Source organism: Acetobacter sp. AC2005 (assembly GCF_037901235.1).
GTDB classification, from domain to species: domain Bacteria; phylum Pseudomonadota; class Alphaproteobacteria; order Acetobacterales; family Acetobacteraceae; genus Acetobacter; species Acetobacter oryzoeni.
Map to the genome: position 1 here is coordinate 2035772 of NZ_CP149625.1, position 13989 is coordinate 2049760.

Genomic DNA, 13989 nt, shown 5'->3' on the forward strand with positions numbered 1-13989 from the left:
TATCGGGAGGCTTTTTTTTATATCTGCTTTCTGAAAGAAAAATCAGAAAGGCAGGTGCTTACTTCTTCACCCATTCAGGGTGGTGCGGCATTTCAATATCACGCCCCTTCAACATCATATCCCAGTAAACACGCGGGAATACGGTTGTCTTCAGGAACCAGGCAAAGCGGCTAGGCTTGCGCTGATCGTAAGGGAAGCTGGGGGCAGGTTTGCCGCCGTACAGGAACTCCGCCAGAATAACCTTGCCATAGGCAACGGTTAGCGGGCAGGCGCCGTATCCATCGTAGCTGCCTGTTAGCGGTTTGCCATCCAAAGATGCCAGAACGTTTGCTGTTACTACCGGGGTTTGCGCACGGGCAGCCGCCATGGTTTTGGCGTTGGATGTGCCAATAACATCACCCATACCAAAGATGGACGGATACTTAGTGTGCTGGAGCGTGCTGGGGTCTACATCCAGCCAGCCACCTTCATTTGCCAAGGGGCTTTTCTTGATAAAGTCCGGAGCACTCTGTGGCGGGGTGACATGCAGCATGTCAAACTCTTTCACCACATTTGTAACTTTGCCATCTGGCCCGGTAACGGCAAAGGTTGCCTTGTGTTCCGGCCCGTTTACGGCAATCAGCGTATGTTTGTACAGCACGTTAATGCCGTAATAGTCCACAGCTTCCTGCAAACCGGGGCGATAGTAACCAACGCCAAACAGCGCATCACCCGTCATGCAGAAATCTACATTGGTGCGGTTCAGCGTACCCTGTTTGCGCCAGTAATCAGATGCCAGATAGGCGATTTTCTGCGGTGCACCTGCGCATTTGATAGGCATGGGTGGCTGGGTAAATAATGCTGTGCCACCGGAAAGGGACTGAATGCATGTCCATGTATATTCCACGGTGTCTTTGGAATAGTTACTGCACACGCCGTTGCGGCCCAGCGTATCTGTCAGGCCTTCAATCTTGTTCCAATCGAGCTGGAGGCCGGGGCAGACAATCAGGCGATTGTAAGCAACGGTGCGGCCATCTTCCAGCGTAACCATGTTGTCATCTGGCTGGAAGGATGCCGCAGCAGCGCGCAGCCACGTGCAGCCTTTGGGAATAACGCCACCTTCCTGATCCAGCGTGCTCCGCAGCTTCATGACGCCTGCGCCAACCAGTGTCCAGCCCGGTTGATAGGCGTGAGTGGTTGCGGGGTCGATAATGGCAATGTCCAGCGTAGGCCGTTCACGCAGCAGGCGGGCTGCTACGGCAATACCGGCCGATCCACCACCCACGACAACAACAGTGTAGCGTAGATCTGGTGTTGTGGAGTTTTCTGTTTGAGTCATGGAAGTCTCCCTGAATCTCACGTTGACGTGGGTGCACTATCCCAAACATCTACAATTTAATAAAGTATTTAATTGTATTTGGGATATGTGTGGAGGGCAGGTCAGTCCTTGATCCAGACTTCAACCGGGCCACTCAGCTTCATGGTAAGCGGGTTGCCGCGCCGGTCTACCGTTTTGCCTACAGCCACGCGCACCCAGCCTTCGCTGATGCAATATTCTTCAACGTTTGTTTTTTCCACGCCCTTAAAGCGCACGCCAATGCCCCGGGCCAGCAGGTCTTCATTATAAAAAGGGCTTTCCGGGTTTACGGAAAGGCGGTCGGGCAGGGTATCAGACATTTAGAGAGTCCTTAAAATATCGGTTAAAAGTGCCCCGATGTTTTAAGGGCTTTCATATTGAAAGACCATGCTCGATCAGCATTTACAGCGCAGAATGCGGGCTAATGGTTGCCTTGGGTTGAGGTCACAACAATTTTCCCTTTGCCATCACGCTCTGTGGCCAAGGTGCCGGTGGCTTTATCCACTAAAATATTGCCTGCATTTTCAACATGCAGAGCTGCCACGGAAGTTTCACCATGAAATACAGCATCTGCAGTACTGTTGGATGTAATTTCCAGCGCTTCCAGTGTGCCTTGCTGGGCTGTAAAGGCGGCAGATCCACCAAGATAAACGGCCAGAGCCGGGGCTTGCACTTTTCCGAGGTTGAATGGAGCAGAAAGCGTGGAGCGCAAACGTGCGGAATCCGCCAATACAGGAATGGTAATGCTTCCTGTGGAATCAGACACAACATTCAGTTCCGCAGCACGCCCTAGTGTTACCGCGCCGCTGCCGGCCTGAAGAAAAACAGGGCCTTTACGGTCATCCACCTGAATAGATGTTTTGCCTGTGCTGGTAATAGCCAACGGCATATTTGGTGCGGTGGTGAGTGTAAGATTGGTATCTGCCCGACAGTTTTGCCCTGTAAGGGATAGGCTGCCGTCTGAGTTGGTAGCCAGTTGAATACCCGCAGGCCATTGGCCATTTTCCGGTTCAGGCCGCGTTACGCCTTTTTGGGCCCGGATATGCAGGCTGTTCAGGCAGGGTGCTGCAATATCAAGCGTTGGGCTTTGAGTGTTTTCTGCCCCACAGGCAACAGAGGGCAGAAAAACAGCTAGGCAAAGAGCCGTTGCAGCGCAAACTTCTGAACGAAAAAAAGAATACAGCATGCTTTCTTTCTGCCAGTGCCTGAGGGGTGCGTCTATCCTGTTTTAATGGCGTAGCCCACTGCCACCTGTGCCACCCATAAGTGCATCGTGCATACGGTCCAATGCTTCAGTAAGTGTATCATGCGCGCGTTTGCCCTTGCTGCCCACAACAGTCACCGTGCTTGTCATGCCTGCGGCCAACTGGGTGCCGGGGGGAATGCTGTCTATTTGCACACGTACGGGAATGCGCTGCGCCAGACGCACCCATGTATAAACCGGATCAACCGATGGCAGGCCTTGTGTTGAGGTTGCCGCGTTGGCCGTTGCAATGCCGCGCGTTAGGCTCACAACATGTCCCCACATGGGTTCACGATACCCCATAAGGTCTAGCCGCACGCGGTCTCCAACATGGATGGAGCGGATTTTGGTTTCCTCAAAATATCCATCCACCCAGTAGGATGAGGCATCAATCACCTCAATATTGGATTTACCAGCCGTTGCGTAATCACCCACACGCATGATGAGGTTGTTGACATACCCCGTTACCGTGCTGCGCACATATGTACGATCAAGGTTGATTTTGGCTTGGGAAAGATTGGCCAATGCCTGTGCATAGGCGGCTTTGGCAATATCTGCCGTGGCTTGATAAACCTGCTTTTCTTCGCGGGAGGCGGCAGCATCTGTCAGCTTGTCACGCCTAAATTCCTGTGTGTCTTTCAGCGCCATATCCGCCTTGCGCTGGTTGACTGCGGCTGTTGCGGTTGCCAGCGCTACCTTGAAGTCAAACGGATCAATTTCGTACAGAATATCCCCAGCGTGAACGAACTGGTTGTCCCGCACGCGCACAGCAATAATCTGGCCTGAAACACGTGGGGCAATATCTGCAACCTGTACACGTACTTGTCCATTTCGGGTCCAGGGGGCGGCTGTGTAGTAATCCCACAGTACGAAGCAAACAACGGCTGCAATGGCAAGAATGGTCCCCGTTGTGATAAACTGCAGGACGCGGCGGGCGCGCTCAAACACGGTCGGAAAGCCCTTTCACAACAAAATAGTGTAAAGGCCGATAAGGCATATAAGAATGCCAAATTCAGCCAGAGGCAGGTTCCATACCACGCGGCGGGCACGTACTTTGGATAGAACCGGGTTAAGAGACAGCAGGGTGGCAATAGCCAATCCGGCATGGACAACAAAGGACGAAACAAGCAGCCCGCCTATGTCCAGAACAGGGCGTAATTCCATGTTAGCGGGCCTTCCATTGCTGATCTGGCACTGGGACAAGATCGTACAGATGCAAAGCGGAACGGTTGTGTTCCAGCAGATGTATGGCACCAACCATGGCAGATACGGCGGCAAGGGCCGTTGCCATCTGGCCGTGTGGCAGGTTGATGGAATGATCCAGCAAAACGCGAGCTTTGCGCTTCATGCGGTAAAGCGCTGAATCCACGTTATAGATAATGGTGGCGCGGTAGGCAGATTCCGCATCCAGCCGAATGGCAGGAATGGTGGCAGCACGTTGCAGATGGCGGCGTGCGCGTGCCAGTTCCACGTTCAACTCATCCAAGCTGGCAAGGCGGGAGAAAACGCGCTGCTTTGCCTTGTTGTTGGGGAGGTAGCGGTTCCATTCCAGAATGCGGCACAGCCGATCATAATGACGGCTGATCAGGGCAGAACCGGCTTGTTCACCATGTCCTTCAAATTGAAGCAGCAGATCGTGCCCGATGGTAATGCCAACTCTAAAGCGCCTGCCCGTAGCAGAAGGTGGCAGCAGCAGCACCAGTGAAATAAAGATGATAATAGCTGCAAACAGATACAGCACGTTGCGGTCTATAAACGCAGAGGGCTCGTAGTTTTGCTGGTTGGCAACACCCAGAATAACAAAGAAGAAAACGCCCGCGTTAAACCCGATCGTGGCTGTTTTGGGGTTCATTAACAGCAGGCAGCCCCCAAAGATAATTGGGAGAATAGCCATTGCCAGAAAAGGCATGTCTGCGCCGTGGGGTAATACGCCAAAGTTCAGCACCGCGGCCACGGCAATAGCCAAAGGTGTGCCGATAAGGGCCCCCATGCCAAAACCGCGCGCATTATAAGTGGTGGCCGCCAAAGTGAGAATAATGGCCACCTGAGAAAGCGCGCTGTAGGTGGCAGGAATATCAGAGATAATGCAAAGCCCGGCCGCAACGGAAAACCCAATCAGGGTTCTCAGGCCGTTGAGGAGGGCTGCAATAACATCATGATGCTGATCGATCTTGAGTTCCGGCGCCTGTGTGCGGGCCCGCTGCCCATGCTGGAGCGCATCTATACCATCTGCTGCCCATCGCGCGTCAGACAGAAGTGCCATGGAGCGCTCAATCAGCCACGCTTCATCCAGCGTTGGCCCAAGAGAGGCTTCCTCAGCATGGGCTTCCTTGGCCAGATCTTCCAGATCATGCACGGCCTGAAGTGGGGATTCTACTGGCGTACCATCCCCAAACGATGTGCGGATGTGTTTGAGTATGGGGCCGGAGATGTTGCCGCGGCGCAGCACGTTGGCAATGGCACGGCTACAGGCTAGCATTTCCAGTAGCGCCACCATGGCGGAACGTGCACCGGCAAGGCGCAGCTTGGCATCAGCAAGCTCGGTTTTGGCGAATGAGACCTGAGATGTCAGGGCAATAATTTCGCCCGCAAGGCCAGCGCATGTCATGTCATCCGGCACGCCGTGGCCGGCTACGGCATCACGGGCAATGCGTTGCACCATTTCACCTGTGCGGCGCAGGTTGGCTGCCAGTTTTTCAAACGCGGTGGGGGAGCCAAACACATCGTTAATGGCTGCCGTGGCTGCAATGCCCACCACAATGGCGGACACACGGTTAACGGTAACATCAAAGATGGAAGCCGGGTTATCAATGCAGCTAATGCCCACAATGGCTACGGTGTAGCCAGAAAGCATGGCCGCATAGGCACGGAAGTCTCGCTCCAATGTGCCCATAATGGTGCATAGGGTGAGCCATAGCGCCACACCACCCAGAAAAACCCCCCGTTCCTGATTAAAGCAGGCGGTTAGAAAAAGCGCCACAAACGCGCCAATAATTGTGCCAGCCAGCCGGTAAAGCGCTTTGGAGAGCACTTGCCCACGTGTGGGCTGCGCCAGAATCATCACCGTAACGGCAGCAGAACCGGGGGAGGAAAGCTGGAGCCAGAAAGCGGTAGAAAGTGCTAGAACAGCAGACAGCCATGTGCGCAGACAAAACAGAAACCAGCCATGTGCGAAGATGCTGCGTGGCAGGGGAAGAAACAATGTCTTCCAAGATCCCATACGGAATGCTGCCGGTGTTTCTGTTGTCATGTCTGTGCTGTCTTTAACCTCTTTGCTTCACATCAGGGAACATGCCATTTCCAGCCAGACAAGGCAGGTTTAAGCGAATCTCGCAGTATCAGCATGCTTCTTAAAATAAAATATAATATTTGGCGTGATGCCACGAGTGACGAGGGGGGTTGCGCTTAACGCGGGGCAGGCCAGATGGGGAGGGTGTGAATTATATCTAACCTAATGATAAGATAAGATAAGATGAAGTGAGGTTAAGGGATGGCAGCTCACGATCTGGGTATGTCATGGAAAAGTGAAATTTTTCTGCCAGTTGCGTGATGGAGTGCGTCAGAGTTCATGAAATTTATCCACACATCAGACTGGCAGATCGGCAAGACATTCAGTTTTGCAGATGATGATACCTTGGGCGCGCTACAGGCTGCGCGTGTAGATGTTGTGCGCAATATTGGCGCTTTGGCCCGGCAGGAAGGTGCAACCTGCGTATTGGTAGCAGGTGATATTTATGAGCACGAAACGCCAGAAAGGCGCACATTGCACCAGCCTATGGAGCGGATGCGGCAGTTCCCCGATGTGCAGTGGCATCTTATTCCCGGCAACCATGATGCAGATACGCCAGAAGGTGTGTGGGCACGTTTGAGGCGAGAAGATGCGGTGCCGGATAATGTGCATCTGCACACATGCCCGCAGGCGGTAGAGATAGATAAAGCCCATAATGCGTGGTTGTTGCCTGCCGTGCTCAAGCGCCGCCATACGCTTTCTGATCTCACAGATTACATGAATGATGAGGTAACGCCGCCAGATGCCTTGCGCATTGGGTTGGCGCATGGGTCTGTTGTGGGGTTTAGCAATGGGCAAGAGGCCGAGCACAATCCTATTGCGCTGGATCGGGCCAAGCAGGCCGGGCTTGCCTATCTGGGGTTAGGGGACTGGCACGGCTTTTGCCAGATTGATGCCCGCACCTGCTATTCGGGCACTCCAGAAACAGATCGCTTTGTAACAGGTGGTGCAGGTGGTGGGGAAACACTGGTAGTAACAGTGGATGGCCCATGTGCGCAGCCCGTTATCTCCCGGCACCGCACGGGTAAATATATCTGGCGCAAGCTGGAAGACATTGTGCTGACCAATGGTGAAGATATTGAAGCCTTGGAAGCCCGTGTAAGAGGTATAAACCCCGATAACCCCAGCGTTGTTATGGCATGGCTGGAAGTTTCTGGCCTGCTGGGTGTGGATGATTTGCGTAAATACGAAAGCGTTATTCTTACGCGCTTACAAAGTGCCGTGGCGTGTTTGCGCATCACCGGCGCACCTCAACTGGCCGCAGGAGCGCAGGATCTGGAGCGGCTTGATGCCTCAGCAACTGTAAAAGTGGCAGCACAGGAACTGTTGCAGATGGTGGAGCAAGGGGGCGAGGAAGGTGCAGTGGCAAGGGAGGCCCTGCAAAGGCTGTTCCTATTTTGGCATGAAGTAGAAGGTGGCGCAGCGTGATTCTGACAGATATCCAGCTTGAATGTGTGCGTCGGTTTACCTCTCCAGTGCGTCTGGAAGGTTTGGGCAAAGGGCTGAATGTGCTGGCCGCCCCGAATGAAGCCGGTAAATCCACTTTGCTGATGGCCCTGCGCGCTGCTCTAACCCTGCGTCATGGTTCCAAAGCTCAGCCTGTTAAAGAGATGCAGCCTTATGGCGGAGGTGCGCCCCATATTGGTGTGGGGTTTGAATGGAGCGGTAAGTCTTGCTGGTTGGAAAAACGCTTCATGAAAGGTGCTTTTGCGCGCCTTGATTTGGGGCAGGAGCGTTTTGATGGAGACACAGCAGAAGAACGTCTGAACGCGCTGTTAGAACTGGAGAAAAACGGCAGAACCGAAGCAACAGGTTTGTGGAATGCCCTTTTGGTGCGCCAGGGAGAGAGTTTTGTTGCTCCAGTTTTAAACAATGCCGGCCGTTCGAGTATTCAGAATTGTCTGGAGCAAGGTGTTCAGGAAGTAACAGGTATTGCCGCTGCGGGGGCGTTGCTGGAACGTGTAAAGGCGCGGTTGGGGCAGTTGCAAACAGCCGCGACTGGCAGACCGACAGGGCGTTATAAGCAACTTCTGGATGATCAGGCCCAAGCTGCGGAAAATCTGAAACATCTTCACGCCAAACGCACTGCGTTGGAAGAAGATCTGGTTCTGCTTGAGCAAACCCGCCGCATGTTGCGTGAGCAGGAAAACCCAGAACGGCAAAAGCAGGAAGAGCAGGAACTGCATAAGCTGCGTGAAGAGCGTGACCGCCTGCGCAATTTGGATGCAGAAGAAAAAGCTGCTGAAGCCAGAAAAGCCGCAGCGGTGCAGCAGTTCCAGAATATTCGGGATGAAGAGGAACGGCGAAAAGAATACCGGTCCGAATGTGCCCGGCTGGAGCAGTTGATTGCAGCCAGCACGCAAGAGCTGGCAGAACTGGCAGAGCACGAAAAAGCTGCCAATCTGCGGTATCAGGCTGCACAGGCTGAATGCCAGAAGGCCGTGCAGCAGCATCAGGTGCGGCGTGCTGTTTTGCACCATGTCATGAAGCAGCGCGAAGTGCAGCACATGGAAGCAGCGCTTTTACGCCAGCGTGAAAATTTAAAGCATGTGCAGGAAAGCTTTGCCCAAATAGAGCAGGCACAGGCAGCGTTTGATGCGTTGCCTATGGATGAGGCCAAAATTCAGCGCCTGCGTAAGGCAGCCCAAAAAGTGGCAACGTTGGAGCAACAGTTGCAAGCGCAGGCAACTGTGTTGGAAATGGATTTGCTGCCACAAGCGCAGCAGCGTGTTGTGTTGAATGGCAAAGCCTGCGCATCGGGTAAAAGCCTGTTACATGCTCCTGCAGAACTTCAGATAGAAGGCATCGGCCGGTTTATTATTACCCCTTCCGTTGGCGGGGATACGGTTGAATTGCAGCAGGCGTTACAGACAGCTCAAGCTGCATTAACCGATCTTTTGCAACAGGCTGGATGCCTGAATGTAGAAGATGCCGAACAACAGTATGAAAAGCGCTGTTTGGCAGAACGTCAGCTTAAGGAAGCTAAAGCCGTTTTTGCCGCCACGGTGCCCAATAAAAAGGGCGTAAACCCGGATCAGGTTTTGCTGGAATTGCGGCATGTTCTGGCGAAGGAGGAAGCCGCTTACGCGCAGAAAAGACAGACGCTGACGCAAAATCTGGCCAGCCAGATTGGAAGTGTTGATGAGTGTGACCTCAACTGTCTGCCAGAGGAAGCCGTACAGCAAGAGCAAGAAGCGGCATTAGCAGTAGAGCGCGCCAGAGAAAAAGAGCGCGATACGCAACAGGTGTTTATAACGGCCAAAGCTGCATTGGATAAAGCCAATGCAGCCCAACAGCAGCAGGAAGCCGGGCTGGCCCGTGTGCAGCGAGAACTGGCACTTTGGCGGGAGCGTGAGTCAGATGCGGCACTGGCCCAACGTAAGCGGCTATGCCAGCAGGAGCAGGAAGCCGCACAGGCAGCCGTAGAGCATTGTGAGCACGCACGCCAAAAAGAACGGCCTTTAGCTGTGGTGGAAAGCGGCATTCAGCGGCGCGAACAGGCCCAGAAAACAGATGGAGAAACCATAGCCCGCCTGCGTGAAGATATACGTGAGCGCGAAACCCGTGTGCGTGGCGCAGAAGGTGAAGGGCTGGATGAACGTATAGCGGAGGCAGATCGGCTTCAGCAGCGCCTGAATATGGAAGTGGCTGCCTGCACGCGGGATAGGTCTGCCCTTGTTTTGCTCGATCAGGTTTTAAGCAAGGCAGAGCAAGAGCAAACAGCACGCTATATGGGGCCACTGGTAAAAACCATGCAGCCCGCATTTTCAGCACTGTTTCCCGGTGCTGAACTGGAAATGGATGCAGATTTCGGGGTGGCTGCTCTTTCACGCAATCAGCGCGAAGATGTGGTAGATCTTTCTGATGGTACGCGCGAGCAGATAGCTGTTCTGGTGCGTCTGGGCTTTGCTGAAATGCTGCATGGGCGCGGTGTGCCGGCCATTCTGGTGCTGGATGATGCACTCACTTTTGCAGACCCAATGCGGCTGGAACGTTTGTTTGATGTGCTGGCAGAAGCTGCAACGCGCTTTCAGATTCTTATTTTTACGTGCCATGCGCAACTGTTCGCGCCATTGCGGGGCAGGATGTTAAGCCTGCGCCCGCAAGAAAGTTTTACATCACCACATTAAACTGAAGCGCCATCACGGCGGCATCATGGAACACGGTGGAACCGCCCGGACGGTTGATATACTGGAAGTCCGGCTGCAAAGACATGCCATTGGCAACATGTGCGTTGTAAAACACTTCGTAGATGTTTTCGTGGGTCTGAATGCCCCATACCTTGCCCCACTGGTTATCGGGGAAGGGCACGCCAGCAGCTAATGCAGCTTCCTGCTGCAGAACAGAGGCGCGGCTCATGGTCATCCACTGGAACATGGCGCCAACGCTATCATTCGGGCGGCCCCATGCGGCACCGGTTTCTGTCATGCCGGCCCATACGTGGTGAGACATGGCGGTGGTTTTGCCATCAGACCACATCCAACCCGCCAGAGCGATCAGGCCATTGGTGGGGCCATCACCATTCCGCATCAGCATCTGGTCAGCCATAAACCACGCGCTTGCACGGCCTGCCTCGTATTGCGGCTGTGCGCCTGTCTGCACCCATGCATTGCCGTTTACGTCGTTCAGTAGGTTTTTGTATTTGGAGTTGTCGTAGCCAAACCCAGCCTTGTAGTGGCCTACCAGATGGTTGCGCCCAAAGGAAGGAAGCCAGCCAATTTCCACCGGGGATGAGAACTTGCCCAAGCCATCCTGCGCCCAAGCCCAGCCAGAAATACCACCGTTATAAGCGTGCGGGGAAACAGCAAACAGGCCAGCCATAATATAGGTTTGTTTTGTGGGCATAACACGGGCAACAAAACCGAGGTTACCGGATGGCCAGTCTCGGGCGCCTTCTGTGTATTTGGTAGGGGCCGGGTTCCCGCACATGGCAACGTTCATGTACATACAAAACAGTGGTGAAGCGGCAAAAAAGCTGCCAACCGGAATCCAACCAGCGCTGATATCTACATGATTGTGCAGAAAAGCGTGTTCACCATACAGGTAAACAAGATGGGCCACCACGTTACCACGTGCGCCATAAATTTGCTGCACGCCGCCTAGTGAATCCCCAATGTAATCTGTGCTCAGGTTACGGCCATGCCCGTTCACCACCATCATGTGGGTCCAGAACCCTTTCATGATGTCGGCATTGGTCAGCTTGCCCCAGTCCACATCCAGTTCAACACCCACCTGTCCGGCATTATCCACGCCTTTCCTGCGGCCACCACGAAAGTTGCCTGCAAGTTCTTCATGCACGTCTGCCAGGATATGGATGCCGTGGCTTAGCAGCCAAGGCTGTGCGCCCCACCAGTTTCCAAAGAAATGATCCTTGCCATACGGTGCAGAAAAAAAGGGGCCAGGATCTTCAACCTGATCGGCTTCATTATCCACCTGCAAGCTGGGCCAGAGGCCTACGGCGCTGTTTCCACCTGTCAGCAGCTGTGCCTGCGCAGGTAAAACAACGAAAAGAGATAGAACAAGCAGGCAGGTCGGCCATAAGGCGCGAAAAGGAAAATGGAGGTGAAGGCGTTTAATCATGTTCCCTTAATTTTTATTTCTTTCGGCCACCTCATATTTCAGCAGAAAAAAGTGTGGCCTTGGGTTTCGGGATACTGCGGTTCCCGTTTTCTAAAGCATTTTTTATGCGATTGTAGTCGCTGTTGTGCAGTTTAATGGATTTTTTATATAAAAATAGGCCATTATTACGGCCATATGGTGCAGTTCTGCATCAGAATTATGGAGATAAGATTCTCTCAATGTCTAAAATCGATACCAACCTGCCGTTTCTTCCTGTTCGTATTGCAGTGCTTACCGTTTCGGATTCGCGCACGCTGGAAACAGATACCTCCGGCGCAGCGCTTGTTGCGCGGCTGGAAGGTGCGGGCCATGTTCTGGCTGATCGGGCCATTATCTCAGACGATGCAGACAAGATTTCCGCACAACTGCGCAAGTGGATTGCTGACCCGCAGGTGGATGTTGTTATTACAAATGGCGGCACAGGCGTAACCGGCCGTGACGTAACGCCCGAAGCGTTTGAAAGCGTGCTGGAAAAACGCATTGAAGGGTTTGGTGAGCTGTTCCGCATGCTGTCTTACCGCAAGATTGGCACATCCACCATTCAGTCTCGTGCGTTGGCAGGTGTGGCTGGTGGCACGTATCTGTTTGCGCTGCCGGGTTCTACTGGTGCGGTGAAGGATGGTTGGGATGATATTCTGGTTTTCCAGCTTGATAGCCGCCACCGGCCCTGTAACTTTGTGGAGTTGATGCCGCGTTTGCGCGAAGGCTTGAAAGGAAACGGTCATCATGACTGATGATGTCAAACTGCTGATGCTGGCAGGTGATTACGTAGAAGACTATGAAATCATGGTGCCTTATCAGGCTCTGCTTATGGTGGGGTATAAGGTGGACGTGATCTGCCCCGGTAAAAAAGCGGGCGATAAGGTGCTGACGGCAATTCATGATTTTGAAGGCGCGCAGACATACAGCGAAAAGCCCGGCCATGCTTTTGTGCTGAATGCAGATTTTGATGCCATTGATACGGATGAGTATCTGGGGCTGATTATTCCCGGTGGGCGTGCGCCTGAATATCTGCGCCTGAATGCGCGGGTGTTGGAAATTGTAAAAGCATTTGCCGATAGGCCAATTGCCGCCATTTGCCACGGGGCACAGCTTCTGGCTGCTGCAAGTATCATTAAGGGGCGTGAAGTCTCGGCTTACCCAGCCTGCCGCCCGGATGTGGAACTGGCTGGCGGCACTTACGCTGATATTCCGGTTACTGAAGCCGTAACGGATGGGGAACTGGTAACGGCCCCAGCATGGCCTGCACACCCAGCGTGGCTGGCTCAGTTCCTTAAGGTGCTGGGTGCAAATGTGAGCATCTAAGGCCCAAAGGCTTTTTCTCTCCCATCATAAACTGGATGGGAGAGATTCTTCTTTTAGAATTCGCAGGCGGCAGGGCGGTTCAGCATCGCCATCAGTTCACGCCGCGTGTCTGAGTTTTCCCGAAAAACGCCAAGCATGGTGCTGGTGACCATGGAAACACCGGGTTTGTGCACGCCGCGTGTTGTCATGCATTCGTGGGAAGATTCAATAATAACGGCAACCCCGTGCGGTTCCAGTTCATCATTGATGGTGTTGGCAATCTGGGCTGTCAGCCGCTCCTGAATTTGCAGGCGCTTGGCATAGGCATCCACCACACGTGCAAGTTTGGAAATGCCTACAACGCGCTGGCGCGGCAGATAAGCAACATGCGCCCGCCCAATAATGGGGGCCAAGTGGTGTTCGCAATGGCTTTCAAAGCGGATATCACGCAGCAGCACAATTTCATCATACCCTTCCACTTCGGAAAAGGTGCGGCGCAACAGGGCTGCGGGGTCAATCTCATACCCACAGAAAAATTCGGTGTAAGCGCGGGCAACACGGGCAGGGGTATCGTGCAGGCCTTCACGGTCCGGGTTGTCGCCAGCCCAGCGCAGCAGGGTGCGTACGGCCTGTTCTGCTTCGGCTTGTGTTGGGCGCTTGGATGTATCAGACGGAGGCACGCTCATGCCACACTCCAGAAAAAGTATAGGGATATGATGGGGCGGATTAGTGGATCTGGCGGAGCAGAAAGGGGCTGTCCAGACTGAAAGCAGGAATGCTGACATCAAACCGTCTGCCGCTGCTTTTGTCCTGCATAAGATAATGCCCGCTCATAAATCCGCCCGGCGTGGCAAGAGATGCTCCGGAGGTATATTCATACAGCGCACCGGGCTGAATAACCGGCAGTTCTCCCACTACGCCAGAACCGTGCACATATTCTGTATGCCCGGCGGTATCTGTAATGTGCCACGTACGTTCCAGAAGCTGCACAGGCTGTGTGCCATCGTTACCAATGCGGATACGATAGGCCCAGCAATAGGAATGCTCATCTGGTTCGGATTGGTCTGGCAGCCAGAATACCTGTACCTGCACGCGCACATTCTCCGTAACTGCCTCATAGACAGGTAGTGAGGAAAAGAGCTCGTTCATGGCTTCTTCTGGATCTTGCAAAAGGGGAGAAGTGGCCCAGTCGGGCATGGAATATCCTGTTTGTGGTAC

The 13989-nt window shown here is 53.7% G+C and carries 13 protein-coding genes; 4 read left to right on the forward strand and 9 right to left on the reverse strand.

Translation table 11 applies throughout. The features are described 5' to 3' along the window. Positions 1-58 precede the first annotated feature (58 nt). The 6 genes from QQM41_RS09730 to QQM41_RS09755 form a co-directional block, all read right to left on the reverse strand. Complete coding sequence (locus QQM41_RS09730; protein ID WP_050818268.1) at positions 59-1318, reverse strand: FAD/NAD(P)-binding oxidoreductase; 1260 nt, start codon at positions 1316-1318, stop codon at positions 59-61. Positions 1319-1419: 101 nt separating this feature from the next. Then, complete coding sequence (locus tag QQM41_RS09735; RefSeq protein WP_050818267.1) at positions 1420-1656, reverse strand: DUF3297 family protein; 237 nt, start codon at positions 1654-1656, stop codon at positions 1420-1422. Positions 1657-1757: 101 nt separating this feature from the next. After that, on the reverse strand, positions 1758-2522 hold the full coding sequence (locus QQM41_RS09740) for a hypothetical protein (protein ID WP_339077008.1): 765 nt from the start codon (positions 2520-2522) through the stop codon (positions 1758-1760). Between the two features lie 42 nt (positions 2523-2564). After that, positions 2565-3527 carry an HlyD family secretion protein gene (locus tag QQM41_RS09745; protein ID WP_087651893.1) on the reverse strand — a complete coding sequence of 321 codons (963 nt, stop codon included), beginning with the start codon at positions 3525-3527 and terminating at the stop codon, positions 2565-2567. A gap of 15 nt (positions 3528-3542) precedes the next feature. Continuing rightward, positions 3543-3743, reverse strand: a complete 201-nt coding sequence (locus tag QQM41_RS09750; RefSeq protein ID WP_339077009.1) for a DUF1656 domain-containing protein — start codon at positions 3741-3743, stop codon at positions 3543-3545. 1 nt (position 3744) lies between these two features. Continuing rightward, positions 3745-5829: an FUSC family protein gene (locus tag QQM41_RS09755; protein ID WP_339077010.1), complete on the reverse strand. Its 2085-nt coding sequence runs from the start codon at positions 5827-5829 to the stop codon at positions 3745-3747. A 318-nt stretch (positions 5830-6147) separates the two neighbouring features. Between QQM41_RS09755 and QQM41_RS09760 the strand changes: the two genes are divergently transcribed. Both QQM41_RS09760 and QQM41_RS09765 read left to right on the forward strand, forming a co-directional pair. After that, the gene (locus QQM41_RS09760; RefSeq protein ID WP_339077011.1) at positions 6148-7296 is read left to right on the forward strand and encodes a DNA repair exonuclease; all 1149 of its coding nucleotides are present in this window, start codon (positions 6148-6150) and stop codon (positions 7294-7296) included. Beyond that, complete coding sequence (locus tag QQM41_RS09765) at positions 7293-9998, forward strand: GTP-binding protein (RefSeq protein ID WP_339077012.1); 2706 nt, start codon at positions 7293-7295, stop codon at positions 9996-9998. Before QQM41_RS09760 ends, QQM41_RS09765 begins: the two co-directional genes overlap by 4 nt. On the opposite strand, the gene QQM41_RS09770 is transcribed toward QQM41_RS09765, so the two are convergent. After that, positions 9982-11448 (reverse strand): carbohydrate porin, encoded by a 1467-nt coding sequence (locus tag QQM41_RS09770; RefSeq protein WP_339077013.1) that lies wholly within the window; start codon positions 11446-11448, stop codon positions 9982-9984. The two genes, QQM41_RS09765 and QQM41_RS09770, sit on opposite strands and share 17 nt — an antisense overlap. A 134-nt stretch (positions 11449-11582) precedes the next feature. On the opposite strand from QQM41_RS09770, the gene moaB reads away from it, so the two are divergent. After that, on the forward strand, positions 11583-12221 hold the full coding sequence (moaB, locus tag QQM41_RS09775; protein WP_196332569.1) for a molybdenum cofactor biosynthesis protein B: 639 nt from the start codon (positions 11583-11585) through the stop codon (positions 12219-12221). Continuing rightward, positions 12214-12792 carry a DJ-1/PfpI family protein gene (locus tag QQM41_RS09780; RefSeq protein WP_339077014.1) on the forward strand — a complete coding sequence of 193 codons (579 nt, stop codon included), beginning with the start codon at positions 12214-12216 and terminating at the stop codon, positions 12790-12792. Before moaB ends, QQM41_RS09780 begins: the two co-directional genes overlap by 8 nt. Before the next feature lie 53 nt (positions 12793-12845). Here QQM41_RS09780 and folE read toward each other — a convergent pair whose 3' ends face one another. Next, the gene (gene folE / locus QQM41_RS09785) at positions 12846-13457 is read right to left on the reverse strand and encodes a GTP cyclohydrolase I FolE (RefSeq protein WP_003624543.1); all 612 of its coding nucleotides are present in this window, start codon (positions 13455-13457) and stop codon (positions 12846-12848) included. Positions 13458-13497: 40 nt separating this feature from the next. Further along, positions 13498-13968 carry a Co2+/Mg2+ efflux protein ApaG gene (gene apaG, locus QQM41_RS09790; RefSeq protein WP_050818258.1) on the reverse strand — a complete coding sequence of 157 codons (471 nt, stop codon included), beginning with the start codon at positions 13966-13968 and terminating at the stop codon, positions 13498-13500. Between the last annotated feature and the right edge of the window lie 21 nt (positions 13969-13989).